We start from the raw sequence: 16558 nt of genomic DNA, 5'->3' as shown, positions 1-16558 counted from the left end.
GCGATCTTCCAAAGGCTTCGCAGGCATTATGTTCGGGGCGCCACCGAGCAGGGCCCCGAGGCTATCTTTCTCTCACTTTCATTGAAACGCTATGTGAAAATCTGATAAGTTGCCTCATTGGTATTTGGCTCGTCGAGGCTGACGAATGGAGAGTTGCGTGAGCGCGTCATTTTCATTCGAGCACGCCCCAACATCTGCCAAGTTTCAGCATCGCTCCGCATGTGATGCTCTTGCGCACACAAGCCTTGCTGCTGCACGTGAAAACGCCGGTATTAAGCCGACACTCAGGGCTAAACTACCTTGGAGGGTTGGAGCTACGGTTCTGGGTGAAAGCGACTGCCGCTGACAGCATAGCCACTCGCTTGGTTCCGATCTCTACAATGTTGGCATCGGATCCAACTGTTCGTTAGGAGCGTTGCGATGAAGCATGCATGGTTGCCGCCCATAGCCATTCTTGTTTGCTTCTCCGTGACGCCGGCCCCCGCCCAAAGCGTGGTGAAAGCCGGACTGCTTACCTGCAAGATGCAGGCGCCCGTTGGATCACAGCAACATATGCGATGTCGTTTCGAGCACGACGATCGTGGACCGCCCCACGTATATTCAGGCACGGTCAACGGCTTTGGTCTTGAGTCCGGAGCGAGGGGGGACTCAATGGGATGGGTGGTGTTTGCGCCGACCACCTCGCTGCCACGTGGCTCGCTGAGAGGAAGTTACGTCCGAGCCGGCGGAGATCCTCCAGTTGAATTGGGTAGTGGAGCGAAGCTGATCGGTGTTTCGCAGCGGAGGATATCGCTGCAACCGATTGCTTCCGAGCGACAGGTCGCTCTGGAGATTGGCAGGCTCGAATTGCGGTAGGCCATTGTGTCGAAGCGTTTGCTCGTGGGAGATAACATATGCGCCAGAAGTACGAACATCCTCGGGACTGCAACTGTTTAGGTCGCCGGAATTTTCTCAAGCTGGCAGGTAGCGCAACCGCTCTGGGTCTAGCCGGTGCCGGCGGCTTAGTGACTCCGACATATGCCGACGCGCTGACCAAGGCGCAGCGGGATAAAATGAGGCCCGATCAAATCATCCAGGCCATGAAGAATGGAAACCAGCGCTTTCGCAGAGGCGAACGGAAGGAGCGCAACTATCTTCGTGAACAGAAGGCAAGCGCCTCTGGACAGTATCCTGCCGCGGCGTTGCTGACTTGTATAGACTCCCGTGCACCGGCCGAGGTGATCATGGATCTCGGTATCGGCGACATCTTCAACTGCCGCGTCGCCGGCAATGTCGAAAACGCCGATATTCTCGGCAGCCTCGAGTTTGCCTGCAAACTTTCCGGCGCGAAGGTCGTGCTCGTAATGGGTCACACCGCGTGCGGTGCGATCAAGGGCGCGATCGACAATGCGGAATTGGGCAACCTAACGGGATTGCTTGGCAAGATCAAACCGGCAGTCGAAGCGACGAAATACACGGGTGAGCGATCCGCGAAGAACTACGATTTCGTCAACGCTGTCGCGCGAACGAACGTCGAGATGACTGTCGCAAACATTCGGAAAGGCAGTCCGGTGCTTGCCGAGCTGGAAGCCAAAGACAGTATCGACATTGCAGGGGCTATGTACAATCTCGAAACGGGCGCGGTGGAGTTCTTGGCCTGAAGCTCGTCGTGTTTTGGTAAACTGACGTGCCGTTCCAACGTGCCGACCTGTCGGACGACGCCCTTCGCTAGACAGTCTTCTGCCGCCCGTCAGCGCGGCGGCGCTCGATTCCTGTGGCCGCCCAGTTCGGGCTGAAATCCAGCGTGAAGTCGCGAAAACTCTCCACGGCCGGCGAGAGCGATGCGCTGTGTCGTACGAACATCGCGATCTTCCATTTGACGGCCGGCTGCAGCAGCGGCAGGAACGTCAGTCCGAAGCCACGCACCAGCGGCTCCGCCATCGAGGGGCAGATCACGGCGCCTTGTCTCACGCGCAGCATCGATAGCGCGGTGTTCACCCGATGCACCGGCACCAGCTCCTTTGGGTGATGCCTAGGCGGCACGTTGCTCAACACGTTGACCGCGATGTTGGGCATGTAGTTGAGCAGGGGCCGCTGGCGCAGATCCTTCCAACTGACCGACTTGCCTTTTGCCAGCGGGTCATCGCTGCGCAACGCTGCCCAGAGCGGGTCGGCGCAAATCATGTGCACCTCCATTGATTGATCGGGAACGACGCCGGCCGGCCCGAAGCCGATGTCGGTAGAGCCGTTCTGCAAGCCCGCCAGCACCTCCTGGATCGGCACGTCGTCAAAGCGGACGTCCACGCCGGGATGGCTATTAGTGTATTCAGCGATCAGCTCCGGCAGCAGCGTGCACGATAAGGTCTCGGGCGCGGCTACGCGCACCAACCCGCGGCGCAGCTCCTTCAGGTTGGTCAGGCTCTCCAGCGCCTCGTCGAGGTTCGACAGCACGCGCCGCGCCATCGGTGCAAAGGTCTCGCCGACGCTAGACGCAGAAACCTTGCGGGTGGTGCGGTCCAAGAGGCGGACGCCGACGCGGCTCTCGAGCTCTTTGATCAGGCCCGACAGCGCCGCCTGCGACAAGTGCATGGCCTTGGCGGCTTCCGAGAAGCTCGCGGTCTCCAGCACGGCCACATAGGCGCGCAACTGCCGCACTGTCACATCCATCGCCATGTCGCGTCCCCCAGCATCGTCGTTTCTGTATTCATAGGTCAAGCTTATCAATCGGTCAAAAAATACACATTGTTCGATAGAAAGCGCGTATCTATCGTTGCAGCCTCGATAGGAAGAAGGGCCCGGCGATCCAGCAGTGCGATCGCGCCAATGTGGCTCGAATAAAAATGGGATGGACGCGACGGGCTGCCCCGCATGTTCAGGCGGCTCAAGAAGAGGCATTCATGAAAGTCACACGCCGAACCTTGCTCGGGACCATCGCCGCCTGCCTCTCGGCAAGCTCCGGCTTCGAGGCATTCGCCGAAGGCAATTGGCCGTCACGGCTGGTGCGGCTGGTGTCGCCCTACGGCGCCGGCGGGGCAAACGACATCTCGCTGCGTATCCTGGCCGAGCAGTTCGGGCGCAGCCTGGGGCAACAGTTCATCGTCGAGAACAAGCCGGGGGCGGGCACGCGCATTGCCAACGAGTTGGTCGCGCGCGCCGCACCGGACGGATACACCTTCCTCTATGCCGCCGCGCCCTATGCCACCGCCGAAGCGCTGTTCGGAAAACTGAAGTACGAGCGCAAGGATCTGCAGCCGGTGGCAATGACCGTCATGGCGCCGCTGTTCCTGATCGTCAACGCCAAGGCGAGCTTCAAGAATTTGCAGGAGATGATCGCCTACGGCAAGTCGCAGCCGGACGGCCTGACCTTCGCCTCGCCGGGCGCGGGCTCTCAACCGCATTTGGCGGCCGAGTTGCTGCTGAGAGACGCCGGGGTCAAGGGGCTCAACGTGCAGTACCGCGGCGATGCGATGGCCTACACGGAGCTGCTCGCCGGCCGCGTCGATGCCACACTGACTGCGATCAGCACGGCGTTGCCGCACATCCAGAACGGCGATTTCCGTGTGCTGGGTGTCGCCTCGGCCGAGCGCAGCGCGATCTACCCGCAGGCTCCGACCTTGCGCGAGCAGGGCTTTCCCAACGTGGTGGCCTCGGGATGGTTCGGCTTCATGGCGCCGGCAGGAACGCCACAGCCGATCGTCGAGCGGATGCAGCAAGAGATCAATCGCGCGCTCGCCGACCCCGAGGTGAAACAGAAACTGTTCGCCCAGGGGCTGGAAACACGCGCCGGCTCGGCCGCCGAATTCGGCAAGTTCATCGACGACGAGACACGGAAATGGAGCGAGGTGATCCGCGTGGCAGGCCTTAAAGGCGAATAGGGCGTTTCAGTTCGCGTACAGGCCTTCGACGATCGGCAATCGCGCGGCGCGTAGCGCCGGAAACAGCCCGCCGATCAGGCCCACGATCAGTGCGAGCATCACGCCCTCGGCGATCAGCCACGGGCTCAGCTTGAAGTCGAACACCACCTGGGTGAAGTTGCCGCCAAGCGTCGACGCCGTGACGCCATCGAAGATCAGAAAGGTAGCGGCCGCCCCTAACAGGCCGCCGATGACGGCGAGCAACAGCGATTCGGCCAATGTTCCGACAAAAGCTGGGAAGCCGCCGAAGCCGATGGCGCGCAGCGTTGCGATTTCCGTCGCGCGCGCGGCGACCGACGAATACATGGTGTTGAGCGCTCCGGCGACAGCTCCGAGCGCCATCGCGATCGCCAGCGGCCAGCCGAGTTTCTGAATCAGGTCGGAGGTTTGCGACGCCTGTTCGGCGAAGTAACTCGCTTCGGATTTGACGTCGAGCTTCAGCCGTGGATCGTTGTCGCTGAAGCTTTTGAGCTCATTCAGTGCGGCCGGTCCGGTGAGTCGCGCGCGCACGGTCTGCACGATGTTGTTGCGATTGAACAGGCTCTGGACCACGGAAAGATCGGCCCAGATCTCGGATTCGAACACGCTGCCGCCGGCCTCGAACACGCCGACGACGGTCCAGCGCGTGGCGCCGAACGATACGGTAGAGCCGAGGTCTAGCCCTTCAAATTCCCGCAGCAATGCCTTGCCGACCACTACTTCGTTACTGCCGCGACTGAACATGCGGCCTGCGGTGATGCGAACGTCCTTGCGCAACTCGGAGCCCTGTTCGCCGATCCCGCGCAGCGGTAGATTGGCCTTGGTCTTGGTGGTGCGTTTGATGCCGTCGACCACAAGATAGAGTTCCGGCGAGATCAGCGGCTTGCCGTCGCTGCCGCGCGCGATGCCGGGTCCATCCTCGATCAGCCGCACCTGATCGCGGCTCACGGTGCTGTTGATCTCGGCCTGCGAGCCGGCCCGCAGCACGATGGCAATGTCATCGGCGCCGGATCCCGCAATCGTACGCTGGAAGCCGTTGGCCATCGCCAGGAATGCGAGCAACACGATCACCACCAGTGCGATCGCGATCACCGTCGAGAGCGAGAGCCAGCGGCGCTGCGAGATGCTCTTGAGATTGATGGCGGTGACCGCCGCCACTTGAAGCCAAAGCGAACGCATGCCTATCCCCGTCCGAGCGCGGTTGCAATTTTGAGCCGCATGGCGTTGAGCGCCGGGATGATCCCGGTGATAAGCCCCAGCGCGATCATCAGCGCCAGCCCCTGCAGCGCTATCGTTGGTGATACAGCAAACGCGGGCGCGATGTTGGCGAGGCTGGTGCGGAGCGCCATCGCAATCAGCGCCGCAATCGCAAGGCCCGGAATGCCGCCGAGCAGCGCCAGCAGCACGGATTCGCCGAGCACCATCGTCAGGATCCGCGGACCTGAGAAGCCGAGCGTCTTCAGCACGCCGATCTCGCGGGTGCGCTCGCGGATCGAGAGCGCCATGGTGTTGCCGACGATCATCAGGATGGTGACGAAGGCCGCACCGACCACCAATAGCACGATCAGGGCGATATTGCCGAACTGCGCCGCGAACGCCTTGCCGAATGCTTTTTCGGTGTCGGTCGAGGTCTCGGCGGTGGAGTTCGCGAACATCGCGTCGATGGTCTTGGCCACGCGGTCGTTGTTTTCGGGCGAGGTGGTCTGCAGGATCATCCAGCCGATGGTGTCCTTTCCGAAGCTGCGGGTCTCGTCGAAATAGGGATACTGGAACAGGAGGAAGTTGGTATCGACGTGCTGGGCCTTGCCCTTGGCGATGCCGACAATGGTGAGATCCCAGGTGTGACCACCGCTCTTCTGGCTGAAGATGTTGCTATTGAGAGGAATCCGATCGCCGATCTTCCAGCCCCACTTCTGCGCCAGCGTTTCACCGACCACCGCGCTGCCGCGGTCGCGTATGAAGGCCTGAAGCTGCTCGGGAGGAACGTCGATTTCGCTGCGATAGACGTCGAAATAGGTGTTTGGCTCGATCGCGAGCGCCATGATGAAGTTCTTGGGATCCTGATAGTAACCGCCGAACCAGTTGGCGAAGGTCACCTGCCGCACCCCTTCTACCGCTTTTACGCGGTTGAAATAGGCGATCGGCATCGGCTGGGTGAAGTTGATCTTGTTGACCGTGATCATCCGATCAGCGGCGGCGGCATCCTCGCCGGCTGTGAAGGCACGGTAGAATCCGGCGAGCACGCCGAAGATCATGAAGGCGATCAGGATCGACACGATCATCAGGCTCGCGCGCAACTTGCGGCGGAACAGGTTTTTCCGTACCAGATCGAAGTCGTTCACGCGGCAAGCTCCCGTTCGACGAAGCGGCCCTTGTCGAGATGCAAGACGCGCTTGGCATAGTTTGCCGCCGCGGGATCGTGGGTAACCATCACGATGGTCTTGCCGAGCTCGCCGTTGAGCAGTTGCAGGATCGATAAGATTTCGTCGGCGGATTGACGGTCGAGATCGCCGGTCGGTTCGTCGCACAGCAACAGGTTCGGGTCCGAGACGATGGCGCGCGCAATCGCCACGCGCTGCTGCTGGCCGCCCGACATTTCGCGCGGACGGTGCTTGACGCGATCGGCAAGCCCGACCACGGAAAGCGCGGTGTGAACACGCTCGGCGCGCTCTTTGCTGCGCAATTTGGTGAGCAACAGCGGCAATTCCACGTTCTGCGCCGCCGTCAGCATCGGCATCAGATTATAGAACTGGAAAATGAAGCCGATATTGGCGGCCCGCCAGGCTGCCAATTCTCCCTCGGAGAGGCCGTCGATGCGATGGTCCGCCACCGCAATCTCTCCCGCGTCGACGCGATCGATGCCGCCCAGCAGGTTGAGTAGCGTCGTCTTGCCCGAACCCGATGGCCCCATCATGGCGACGAAATCGCCGCGGGGAATCGCAAGATCGAGGTGGTCGAAAATTGAGATGGTTTCCTTGCCCTTGGTGAAACGCTTGCTTACGCCGGTAAGGCGGACCATCGGGTGTTCGGCTGTCACGTTTGTCTCCTCTTTGAAGCGGTCGGGAGCTAGTTCGCGGCGCCGGCGTCGGCGGAGCCGTTCGCCTTGGCCTCGCGCATAAAATTCACCTTCACCGCCATGTCGGGCAGGATGCGCGGATCCTTCTTTTCGAAGCGAATGCGGACCTTCACCGTGGCCTTCTCGCGGTTTGCAGTCGGCACGATCGCGATGACGGAGGCGGGAATGGTCCAGTCCGGATAGGCATCCAGCACCGCGTTTACGGGGCCGCCGGGGGTGACGCGGCCGATGAAGGCCTCGTTGACGTCGACCTCGATTTCGATCGAATCCATGTCGACGATGGTGCAGATGCCGGTGCGGGTGTAGCCGCCGACCGACATCGGCGAAATCATCTCACCGGGTTGCGCGCTGCGGTCGATGACGACGCCGGCAAACGGTGCGCGGATTTGATGCTTGTCGAGCATCGAGCCGCTGCGTTTGGCGTCGATCTTGGCGGTCTCGAGTTGCGACTGCGCCTGGCGCAATTGCGCGCTGAGCACGCCGACCCGAGCCTGCGCCTTGGTCAGATCGGCCTCGGTGGCAAAGTTCTTCTGCGACAATGTCTGTACCCGCGACATGATCCGGGTCGCATCCTCAAGATCGGCGGTGATCGCGGCGACGGCGGCGTCGGCGGTCTCGACACGCGAGCGCGCCAGTTCATAGTCCCTTTCAGCCAGCACGCTGTCGAGCCGCGCGACGACTTGCCCTTCGGTCACCGTCCTGCCTTCGTCGGTGAAGACCTCGACCACCTTGCCGGTGATCTCGGCCGCAACGGTTGCCTTGCGGCGCGCCACCACATAGCCGGACGCCGCCAGGCTGCCGGCCGCCTTGCCATTCGTTGCGCCCTGCTGCGGCTGCTGCTGCGCTTGCGACTGTGAGGCGGGCTGCGGTGCGGTTTGTGACGTCGTCTCTTTGTGCTGGTCCTGCCTGCGCAATTCGAAGGCGGCAAAGGCGGCAAATGCGACGATGACGCAGGCGGCAACGGCCGCCGAGATCGGCAGCCAGCGGCTCTTCGGTCGCTCCACCTTGCTGGCGCTGCGATCGATGGTCAGCGATCTCAGCAATTTGCTCTTGTCTTCGCGCATCGTTCATTTCCATCCGGCTGCTCGCTGCAGCTTCCGCGCGGGCAACATCGTTCTCGCGCGGGCGGTCTCTCTTACAGCCGATCTACACATCTCGCCATAGCAGCGGTCGAGCCCTCAGCTTTTTCGTGAGGCGGCGACCCCGGCTCGGTTGTAGATCACGTTCAGCTCTCGCGCGCGCCAGGCGGCGCCCATTTTTCGACGAGCGAATTGCGGAAATCTAAAGCCTAATGGCGATAGAAGCAATTCTTGGAACCAGCAAGAGTTGTATCCGCCGCACCGCCAATTGCCAGGCCGTCAGCATCGCTAATCCCTTGCGTAGACGCCTATGATCCTGAAATGACCTCAAAACCCGGCAAAATCTTGCAATGGGAACCCTGTCATTGGACCCGCGCGTATGTTTTTTCGGCGCAAAGATACATAATGCTAGGGTTGAAGGCCCACCAGCGGGGAGGGCTTTCTTAAAACGGCGCTCGCATTTGCCAATGTTCCAAGACAATAGCTTGAGGAATCGCGGAAGCCTCATCGTGGTTGATCTGCCTATGACGAGACGCCAGCCTGTTTTGATATGGCTTGGCGCAGCCAGCATCGTCAGGATACTCCTTGCTGTAGCCATGGTTTGGTGCAGCGGAGCGATGGCGGTGGCGGGAGCTGATCTGTACCGGGCGCAGACCGTCGTCACGGGGCAGGGCGAGGTCAATCGCATCACCGGCTTTGCCGCCGGTCTGGAGGACGTCCTGATCAAGGTATCCGGCGCACAGAAACTCGCGGCCGACCGTCGATTGGCGGCGTACAAATCGAACGCGAAAAGTTTCGTCAGGGCATTCAGTTATCGCGACCAGTTTTTGGGTAAGCCTATTCGTGACGAGCAGGGCACCCGTGATCGGCCCTACGATCTGACGGTCGATTTTGACGAAAAGAAAATCGACGACCTTCTCAAGGCGCTTGGTCTCAAGCCGTGGCTTTCACATCGTCCGCGCCTGGCCGTCTTTGTCGAGATGGAGAACGGCCCGAGGGACTTTATCGTCACGGCGGATGGAGCTCAGTCCGATTTGCAGCGCGACGCGTTGCTCGCAGCCGCCGACCGGCGCGGGATGAACATCGTGCTGCCCAGCATGGCTGCGTTGGCGAAATCGGGCCTCGAAGGCGCGAAGCTCGAGACTGTGCCATCGTCGAGCCTGGCGCCGCTCGCGACCGAGCAGGGTGGGGAACTAGCGTTGGTCGGACATCTGGTCTGGAATGATCGCGAGCTTGGGTGGGTCACGCGTTGGCGGATGGACTGGCAAGGCCGGACGCACCGCTGGCAAATCCGCGGCGTTACGTTCGACGAAGCCTTCCGGCGCGGCATCGGCGGCGCGGCTCAGATTTTATCCGACAACGGCGATCCGGCCGGCCATGCGCGCCGCTGACGGAATGGGCCCGCGGGTTAGCGGGAAGGCGCTTCACCCGATCTCGATCGCCACCTTTCCGAAATGCGCGCCGCTCTCCATGTGCGCTAACGCGTCCTTGGCCTGATCGAAACGGAACGTCCTGTCGATCACCGGCTTCATGCCATTGGTGGTGATCGCATCCACCATCGCCTGGAGATCCTCGACCGATCCGACGGTGACGCCCTGCAGCCGCTGCTGCTGCATGACCATCAAGGGGAGCCGCAGTTCGGACGGCGGCGGGCCGGCGAGCACGCCGATAAACGCGATCGTGCCGCCGATCCTGGTCGCCCGGATCGATTCGTTCAGCGTGCCGACCCCGCCGACCTCCACGACCAGGTCGACGCCGTGACCGCTCCATTCGCGGGCCTTCTTTCCCCAGTCGGGCGTCGCCTTGTAGTTCAAGGTATAGTCGGCGCCGAGCTGCTTGAGGCGTTCGATCTTCGCGTCGCTGGATGAGGTCGCGATGACGCGCGCGCCGCACATTTTGGCGAACTGAACTGCGAACAGGGATACGCCGCCGGTCCCCTGAGTCAGAACGGTTTGACCGGGCTTCACGCGGCCGAGCTTGACGATCGCGCTCCAGGCCGTGAGCCCGGCGCAGGGAAGTGCGGCGGCTTCGATGTCGCTGAGGTGCTCCGGCGTTCGGACCAGCGCGTGCTTCGGAAAGATCCGATACTCGCTAAGGACGCCGTCCACCGCGCCGCCGAGGGCTGAGCGCATTTTTGCTTCGCTCGGTTCGCCGCCGATCCAGCTTTCGAAGAAGCTGCCGATGACGCGGTCGCCGGCTGCGAATTCCCGCACGCCCGGACCGATCCGCTCGACCACGCCCGCGCCATCCGAAACCGGCACGAGTGGAAATTTCTGACGCGAGCCGTAACCGCCCTTGATGGCGATGAGATCGCGATAATTCAGCGTTGCCGCCCTGAGCCGAACCAGCACCTGGCCGTCGCCGGGCTCCGGCACAGGCTTGTCCACGAGGGCAAGTCCATCGATTCCGCTCGGTCCCTGCAGCTCGTAACATTTCAACGGAAGTCTCCTCGACGCGGTCCGGTAAGCGCTATACTGCCGCAAATATTCCGGTTCCGCCAACCTCGCGAGCTAGAATCGCGCAGCCATCTCGGCCAGCCGCCGATGCGCGCCTTCGCGAGCCGCCCGGATCGGTTCGAGCGGCCCGGTCGTCGGTCCGATCGGCACGAAACGCACATCGCTGACGCCGATGAACCGCAGCGCCTCGCGCAGGTAGGGCGTCGCCATGTCGATGCGGCCGCGGTTCATGCCGGTGACGAAATCGCTGCCGCTCGCCAGGATCACCACCGTCGGTCTGTCTGCGACCAAGGGCAGATATCCCTGCGCGGGATCGAACCGAAACGTAAGCCCGGGCTGCGTGATCACGTCGATCCATTGTTTCAGCTTATAGGGAATGCCAAAATTCCACATTGGCGTCGAAATCAGCACGCGATCGGCGAGCGCGAACCGCAGCGCGATGCGCTCAGTGACCGCAAAGGCGTCGCGCTGTGAATCGGTGAAGGCCCGCCCATTGATGCGGGCATACTTGGCCTCCAGTACGTAGCCTTCGAATTCCGGCAGGTGATCCCGCCACAAGTTCATCACGTCGATGTCCCAGTCGGGGCGTGCCTGGCGGAAGCGGTCGATGAAGACGCGCGCGCCGGCTGAGGATTCCGCATCCACGCGCGGTGAGCAGCTCAGGTGAAAGAGCTTCGGCATGGCCGTGCCCCGCTCATCCCAATCCCCTGATCACCGCGTCCGCGTTGGTGACGACGGCAACGTTCTGCATGGCAAAATTGATGGAGGCGTTGTGCCAGTCGGCGTTCATGGTCGAGCAGCAGTCTTCCGGCACGATCATGAAGTAACCCTTGTCGGCGCCGGTGCGGGCGGTATGTTCGACCGACATGTTGGTCCAGGCGCCGGTATTGATGATCATGTCGCGGCTTGTCGCCTTGAGGATAGTTTCCAGCCGCGTGCCTTCCCAGGCGCTCATGCGCATCTTCTCGACCACAAAATCGCCGGCGCGCGGCTCAAGCCCCGGAACCGGCGCGGCGCCCCAGCTTCCGCGCACCATCGCGCCGCTATCGACCAGCCCTTCGAACAAGGGAGCGTTGAGCGTGACGCCGGGCGCGCCAGGTTCGACGATGAACCAGACATGGATGATCACGACGCCGCGGGCCCGCGCAGCGTCCGCGAGGCGGCGGACATTGTCGACCACCCGCTGCTGGCGCGCATGGGCGGGGGAGCCGGAATCGGCGAATGCGCCGCTTTCCATGATTACGTCGTTCTGCAGATCCTGAATGATCATCGCGCAGCGGCGCGGATCGAGCTGCATGTCGCCGCCGGTAAGTTGTGGTGACGCAGGCGCGGCAGAAGCGGTGTCGGCACCAGTTGAAGCCCGGCTGCTCATATAGGGCTCGTGGCGCGGTCCGGCCTTGACCGGAATCGCATAGACCGAATGCGTGGCGGTCAGATAGAGCGTGCGAAACTCGGGTCCGCCCCAGGTGAGATTGGCGACGAGTTCGGGAACGCGCACCTTGCCGAGCAACTCGCCTGATGGCGAATAGACCCAGATGCCGCCGGGCGCCGTGACCCAGACATTGCCGCGCTGATCGCATTTCATGCCGTCGGGCAGGCCGGGCTCGAGCTCGGAACGGATACCGCTGGCGAAGACGCGCGCGTTGGAAAGCGAGCCATCGGCTTCGACGTCGAAGGCGCGGATCAGCGCCTGCGTGGTGTCGTTGACGTAAAGCAGGCGCTCGTCGGGCGAGAAGCAAAGGCCGTTCGGCTGATCGAACATGTGCCGATCGACCACGAGTTTCGGCGGACCCCCACCAGGTGGCACACGAAAAACGCCCTGGAAGCCGAGTTGCCGCGGCCGCTCGACGCCGTAGACCGGCATGCGGCCGTACCAGGGATCGCTGAAATAGATCGCGCCGCTCGAATGCACGCAGACGTCGTTCGGGCTGTTGAGCTCCTGATTTTCGAAATGCGAGGCAATCACCTCGCGCCTTCCGTCGGGGCGTTCGCGGATCAATGACGAGGTGGCGTGCTCGCAAACAATCAGGTTGAGCTCGGCGTCATACGTCATGCCGTTGCATTTGTTCGAGGGGCGCTTGACCTCGACGACGCCGCGCTTCGCATCCCATCGCCGGCGCACGTCGGCCGGCATGTCCGAGAACAAGAGATAGTGATGAATCGGATGCCAGATCGGCCCTTCCGTGAATTCAAAACCGGTGCCGACCTGGCCGACCGGCGCATAGGGGTCGATCAGAGTCTCGAATTCCGGGCGCAGCGTGACGTGCGTCATCGGTCGGTCCTTTCAGCGCTCAGGCCGGGAACCAATTGCGCTGCGGCAGGCTCTGCACCACCGGCCCAGGCACCTGATCGTGCAGCCTGCCGACCACCATGCCGCCTTCGATCTTGGCCGGCCGGTCGTGGACCGGGAGCAGGTAGCGCGAATTGCTCAGGAGCTTTTTGATAGCCGCCTTCTCGGCCCGCTTGCTGGTCCCGTGATTGCCTGTCGTGCGCGGTTCCCAATCGTGAATTTCGTTGAAGGGGTTCACGATCTGGTCGTTGAAGTCGTAGATCACGTCGCCGCAGATGGTGGCGATGCCGTCGGCGGTGTGAACGTGGATGTTCATCGAGCCTTCGGTATGGGCGTTGGCGGCATCGCAATAGACACCCGGCATCAGTTCGATCGGCCCGGTCACTTCGAGATCGAGGAAGCGCAGCGCGCTCTTGGTGTGCAGGCGGTCGATCAGATGCTTGATATCGGGCGCCGGATATTGCGGATGCATCAGCCCCGAGACGGAATACTCCAGCTCCTTGCGGTTGAGCACGACCGTCGTGTTCATTGGAAACAGATCGTCCTTGCCGGCATGATCGATGTGCAGATGGGTGTGGCAGACAAAGCGGACGTCGCCCATGCGCACGCCGTGGCGCGCGAGCTGGTTCTCGATCATGTTCTCGTGGAACTGCAGGCCGCGCATGCCCAGCGTTTCCATGATCTGGTTGGAGCGGTAGCCGGTGTCGACCACCACCGGATAGGGACCGCCGACGATCAGGAAGCCGAGCGTCAGGACACGGCGGGTCCGGCCGCAATCGCGGCCGAGCACCAGAAAGCTCGATTCCAGTTCGATATCCCCATAGTCGAGGATTTTGATTTCAAGCGGCATGTGTTCCCTCCCACGTTCCTTTAATCGCCTGATCCGCGTGCGCCGTCATCGGGCAAGCCGGTAGACACGCGTGGCAGTCGTTCGCAGAATTGCATCGCGCTGGTCCGCGGCAAGCGCGGCTGTTGCGGCGAGATAGGCGTCGATCAGTACGCGATAGCTGGTCCAAAGCTTCTCGATCGGAAAATTGGAGCCGAACAGACAGCGCTCGGCGCCGAAGATCGCGACCGTCTCCGTGAGGACGTCGGATATGTGCGACGGGTCGTTGCGGTGGATGAAGGTGCCGAGCCCGGAAAGTTTTGAAAAGACGTTTGGGCAGGCCGCGAGGCGGGTCATCCCAGTGCGCCAGGCGGATCGGCCTTGCGGCGAGAGGTCTTCCAGCATGCCGGCGTGCTGCAGGATGAAGGTCACATCGGGGCACGCTTCGGCGAGCTCCGCGGCACCGGCCATCTGCGGCGCGAACACCTGCAGATCGAAGCTGAAGCCATAATCGGCGAGCCGCGCGATGTTGCGCCGGATCTTTGGATCGACGCAGAGGTCGGGCCGCGCCGCAAAACGATAGAGCGGGTTGTTGTGCCAGTGCAGTTGCATGCGCACGCCGCGCACAAGGGGATAGCGTGCGAGACGATCGAGCTGTGGACGGACATCGTCGACGTTGAAATCGCCATAGGAGACGATGGCGTGCGGCCAGCCATGGTCCTTTGCCGTCTGCTGCACCCAGGCGGTTTCGTCCTCGAAGCGATCGTTGGCCCAATTGGTCTGCACATAGACCGAACGCGTTACGCCGGAACCTGCGAGGTCAGCGAGATACTCCTGGATTGGATAGTCGCGACGGATTGGCTCATAAGGGCCGAAGATGCGCGGCTGCATCGGGCCAACCAACCAGGGCAGGTCAGCCTGGCGCCAGATATGATGGTGGGCATCGACGATTTCGGTCACGCGGCCTTCCTTTGTCCAAGCGAGAGTACATGCGAAACGATCGCGGCCGTGGATCCGCCATCGACCAGATCATCCACGAAACGGCGGATCGCGATCAACGCTTCGGTCTGCGGCTGAAAGCCGGGGCCCGACGCCAGCGGCGTCAGCCAGCTCAGGCGCCAGGCGCTTCGCGACAGTTTTGCGACGGCATCGCGCAGGGCGGAGGGATCGCCACGTTCGAGGCCGTCGGAGAGGATGACGACGGCGGCGCCGCGCGCATAGCTGCCGAACCGCGGTACCGCCAGGAACGCCTGCAACGCATCTCCGATGCGGGTGCCGCCGTCCCAATCGCTGACCAGGTGCGCGGCGGCGAACAGCGCCTGCTCGCGGCGCTTGAGACGGAGGGCGCGCGTCACGCGGGTGAGCCTCGTGCCGAACGTGAATACCTCGACATTGGGAGCCGCGTGCGACAGCGCGTGCGCAAGCTTCATGTTGTCGTCGGTACGCCCCTTCATAGAGCCGGAGACGTCGATCAGCAGCAGGATCTTGCGCGGCCGGGCGCGCCGCTTGAGACGGCCGAGCCGCAGCACTTCGCCATCGTTGCGCACGGTCTCGCGCAAGGTTCGCCGCAGATCGGCCCAGGGACCGCGCCGGGCGCGCCTGCGCCGGTGGCCGCGTCGCCGCGGCAGGCGCGCAGGCGCCTCGCGCGACAGCTTTCGCAAGACATCGCCGGTCGCGCCCGGCGCGAAGCGGCGTTCGACCAGCGCCTCCGCGCGGGCCGCAGCGAGCCCTGACTCGTTAGCTTCATCAGCGAGCAATGTTTCGTCCTCGCCGCGTCCTTCCTCCTGCAGGCGAACCACTTCCTCATCTTCCGCGCCGGCACGATCGACCGCTTCGCTGCCGAAGAAATGGATATCGAACAGCCGGTGGTAGGTCGCGCGCCGCTCCGGCGGCGGGGCTAGCGTTGCCAATCCGGCCTGCCGAATGGCTTCGAGGCTGCGCGGACCCAGCAACTCGATGGCGGCCAGGAACGCAGTCGTCTGTTCCGGCGCCACGGCAAAACCGTTGGCGCGCAATAGAGCGACAAAGGACACGAAGACGCCGGCAGCGCGTGGCAATTGAGGTTCGTCGCTCACGCGGCAGCCTCCGCAATGAGGGCGTCGAGCCGGCCGGAGATGAAGGTGAGATCCTCCTCGTCCTTGAGCGCGACACCAATCGAGCGCTTGAAAGCATCAGGCCAGCGCGCGCCGCGCGCGTGCAAGAGCGTTGCTGCTTCCGCCCAGTCCACGGCTTCGGCGATGCCCGGCGCCTTGCTGAGCGGCTCGCGCCGGAGTTTGCCGACGGCGGCAACCACGGCACGCGCGGTCGCTTCGGCGACGCTCGACGCCCGGATCATGACGATACGCGCCTCGCGCTCGGCGGTGGGATAATCGATCCAGTGATAGACGCAGCGGCGGCGCAACGCTTCGTGCAGATCGCGGGTCCGGTTTGAGGTCAGCACGACGACAGGGCGCTCGGCGGCGCGGACGGTGCCGCGTTCGGGAATGGAAATCTGGAAGTCGGACAGGAATTCCAGCAGAAACGCCTCGAACTCCTGATCGGCGCGGTCGATTTCATCGATCAGCAGGACGGTGGAGTCGGGCGCGCGCAAGGCGGCCAGCATCGGCCGTTCGATCAGAAAAGTCTCCCCGTAGATGTCGATGCTTTCCTCGCCGGCCTGGCGGATCGCGAGCATCTGGCGCGGGTAGTTCCACTCGTAAAGCGCGGCTGATGCGTCGATGCCCTCGTAGCATTGCAGCCGGATCAGGCGGCGGCCGAGCACGGCGGCGATGGCTTTTGCAGCTTCGGTCTTGCCGACACCCGGCGCGCCTTCGAGCAGCAACGGCTTGCCGAGCGCAAGCGCAAGATAGGCCGCCGTCGCCAGGCCCTCGTCGGCGAGGTAATACGCCGTTCGCAGCGCCCTTTCGAGCGCCTCCGGGCTGTCGATGCCGACGATGTTGCCGCGGACCGTCATGCCTGA

Annotated in this window: 16 protein-coding genes; 4 read left to right on the top strand and 12 right to left on the bottom strand. The window is 62.9% G+C overall.

The features are described from left to right. The first annotated feature begins 420 nt into the window (after nucleotides 1–420). On the top strand, nucleotides 421–855 hold the full coding sequence (locus V1277_RS34950) for a DUF992 domain-containing protein (protein WP_442894458.1): 435 nt from the start codon (nucleotides 421–423) through the stop codon (nucleotides 853–855). Between the two features lie 38 nt (nucleotides 856–893). Next, on the top strand, nucleotides 894–1640 hold the full coding sequence (locus V1277_RS08265; RefSeq protein WP_334415756.1) for a carbonic anhydrase family protein: 747 nt from the start codon (nucleotides 894–896) through the stop codon (nucleotides 1638–1640). A gap of 67 nt (nucleotides 1641–1707) precedes the next feature. Here the strand turns inward: V1277_RS08265 and V1277_RS08260 are convergent, their stop codons facing one another. Further along, nucleotides 1708–2652, bottom strand: coding sequence for a LysR family transcriptional regulator (locus V1277_RS08260; RefSeq protein ID WP_334415755.1), 945 nt, complete (start codon nucleotides 2650–2652; stop codon nucleotides 1708–1710). 224 nt (nucleotides 2653–2876) lie between these two features. On the opposite strand from V1277_RS08260, the gene V1277_RS08255 reads away from it, so the two are divergent. Next, complete coding sequence (locus V1277_RS08255; protein WP_334415754.1) at nucleotides 2877–3854, top strand: Bug family tripartite tricarboxylate transporter substrate binding protein; 978 nt, start codon at nucleotides 2877–2879, stop codon at nucleotides 3852–3854. Between the two features lie 6 nt (nucleotides 3855–3860). Here the strand turns inward: V1277_RS08255 and V1277_RS08250 are convergent, their stop codons facing one another. The 4 genes from V1277_RS08250 to V1277_RS08235 are packed head-to-tail and all read right to left on the bottom strand — an operon-like array spanning nucleotide 3861 to nucleotide 8012. Further along, nucleotides 3861–5051, bottom strand: coding sequence for an ABC transporter permease (locus V1277_RS08250; protein WP_334415753.1), 1191 nt, complete (start codon nucleotides 5049–5051; stop codon nucleotides 3861–3863). A gap of 2 nt (nucleotides 5052–5053) precedes the next feature. Then, nucleotides 5054–6214 carry an ABC transporter permease gene (locus V1277_RS08245; RefSeq protein WP_028347191.1) on the bottom strand — a complete coding sequence of 387 codons (1161 nt, stop codon included), beginning with the start codon at nucleotides 6212–6214 and terminating at the stop codon, nucleotides 5054–5056. Further along, nucleotides 6211–6891: an ABC transporter ATP-binding protein gene (locus V1277_RS08240; RefSeq protein ID WP_028347190.1), complete on the bottom strand. Its 681-nt coding sequence runs from the start codon at nucleotides 6889–6891 to the stop codon at nucleotides 6211–6213. Before V1277_RS08240 ends, V1277_RS08245 begins: the two co-directional genes overlap by 4 nt. 47 nt (nucleotides 6892–6938) lie before the next feature. Beyond that, nucleotides 6939–8012 carry an efflux RND transporter periplasmic adaptor subunit gene (locus V1277_RS08235; RefSeq protein WP_334415752.1) on the bottom strand — a complete coding sequence of 358 codons (1074 nt, stop codon included), beginning with the start codon at nucleotides 8010–8012 and terminating at the stop codon, nucleotides 6939–6941. Nucleotides 8013–8536: 524 nt separating this feature from the next. Here V1277_RS08235 and V1277_RS08230 point away from each other — a divergent pair. Then, nucleotides 8537–9418 carry a DUF2066 domain-containing protein gene (locus tag V1277_RS08230; protein WP_334415751.1) on the top strand — a complete coding sequence of 294 codons (882 nt, stop codon included), beginning with the start codon at nucleotides 8537–8539 and terminating at the stop codon, nucleotides 9416–9418. Between the two features lie 33 nt (nucleotides 9419–9451). Here the strand turns inward: V1277_RS08230 and V1277_RS08225 are convergent, their stop codons facing one another. The 7 genes from V1277_RS08225 to V1277_RS08195 form a co-directional block, all read right to left on the bottom strand. After that, nucleotides 9452–10465: a zinc-dependent alcohol dehydrogenase family protein gene (locus V1277_RS08225; RefSeq protein WP_334415750.1), complete on the bottom strand. Its 1014-nt coding sequence runs from the start codon at nucleotides 10463–10465 to the stop codon at nucleotides 9452–9454. A 72-nt stretch (nucleotides 10466–10537) separates the two neighbouring features. Then, entirely contained in the window at nucleotides 10538–11164 is a 627-nt protein-coding gene (locus V1277_RS08220; RefSeq protein WP_334373297.1) for an FMN-dependent NADH-azoreductase, read from the bottom strand. A 13-nt stretch (nucleotides 11165–11177) separates the two neighbouring features. Then, a complete protein-coding gene (locus V1277_RS08215; protein WP_334415749.1) occupies nucleotides 11178–12755 on the bottom strand; it encodes an isochorismatase family protein in 1578 nt (525 codons plus the stop codon). 19 nt (nucleotides 12756–12774) lie between these two features. Further along, entirely contained in the window at nucleotides 12775–13623 is an 849-nt protein-coding gene (locus tag V1277_RS08210) for an MBL fold metallo-hydrolase (RefSeq protein WP_334373300.1), read from the bottom strand. A gap of 45 nt (nucleotides 13624–13668) precedes the next feature. Then, nucleotides 13669–14559, bottom strand: a complete 891-nt coding sequence (locus tag V1277_RS08205; RefSeq protein ID WP_334415748.1) for an amidohydrolase family protein — start codon at nucleotides 14557–14559, stop codon at nucleotides 13669–13671. Continuing rightward, the gene (locus V1277_RS08200) at nucleotides 14556–15674 is read right to left on the bottom strand and encodes a vWA domain-containing protein (RefSeq protein WP_334415747.1); all 1119 of its coding nucleotides are present in this window, start codon (nucleotides 15672–15674) and stop codon (nucleotides 14556–14558) included. Before V1277_RS08200 ends, V1277_RS08205 begins: the two co-directional genes overlap by 4 nt. Then, the gene (locus V1277_RS08195) at nucleotides 15671–16552 is read right to left on the bottom strand and encodes an AAA family ATPase (RefSeq protein WP_334415746.1); all 882 of its coding nucleotides are present in this window, start codon (nucleotides 16550–16552) and stop codon (nucleotides 15671–15673) included. Before V1277_RS08195 ends, V1277_RS08200 begins: the two co-directional genes overlap by 4 nt. Nucleotides 16553–16558: the final 6 nt, after the last annotated feature.

Origin of the sequence: Bradyrhizobium sp. AZCC 1588 (assembly GCF_036924735.1) — a bacterium.
Lineage (GTDB): Bacteria > Pseudomonadota > Alphaproteobacteria > Rhizobiales > Xanthobacteraceae > Bradyrhizobium.
The sequence above is the reverse complement of the archived record's forward strand: the minus strand, read 5'-3'. Positions and strand labels throughout refer to the sequence as shown.

Bases quoted from the DNA above. Each gene is read 5' to 3' on its own strand.
- V1277_RS08255 (WP_334415754.1), top strand. From the start codon at position 2,877: ATGAAAGTCACACGCCGAACCTTGCTCGGGACCATCGCCGCCTGCCTC.
- V1277_RS08260 (WP_334415755.1), bottom strand. From the start codon at position 2,652: ATGGCGATGGATGTGACAGTGCGGCAGTTGCGCGCCTATGTGGCCGTG.
- V1277_RS08220 (WP_334373297.1), bottom strand. From the start codon at position 11,164: ATGCCGAAGCTCTTTCACCTGAGCTGCTCACCGCGCGTGGATGCGGAA.
- V1277_RS08240 (WP_028347190.1), bottom strand. From the start codon at position 6,891: ATGGTCCGCCTTACCGGCGTAAGCAAGCGTTTCACCAAGGGCAAGGAA.
- V1277_RS08250 (WP_334415753.1), bottom strand. From the start codon at position 5,051: ATGCGTTCGCTTTGGCTTCAAGTGGCGGCGGTCACCGCCATCAATCTC.
- V1277_RS08265 (WP_334415756.1), top strand. From the start codon at position 894: ATGCGCCAGAAGTACGAACATCCTCGGGACTGCAACTGTTTAGGTCGC.
- V1277_RS34950 (WP_442894458.1), top strand. From the start codon at position 421: ATGAAGCATGCATGGTTGCCGCCCATAGCCATTCTTGTTTGCTTCTCC.
- V1277_RS08215 (WP_334415749.1), bottom strand. From the start codon at position 12,755: ATGACGCACGTCACGCTGCGCCCGGAATTCGAGACTCTGATCGACCCC.
- V1277_RS08195 (WP_334415746.1), bottom strand. From the start codon at position 16,552: ATGACGGTCCGCGGCAACATCGTCGGCATCGACAGCCCGGAGGCGCTC.
- V1277_RS08210 (WP_334373300.1), bottom strand. From the start codon at position 13,623: ATGCCGCTTGAAATCAAAATCCTCGACTATGGGGATATCGAACTGGAA.
- V1277_RS08235 (WP_334415752.1), bottom strand. From the start codon at position 8,012: ATGCGCGAAGACAAGAGCAAATTGCTGAGATCGCTGACCATCGATCGC.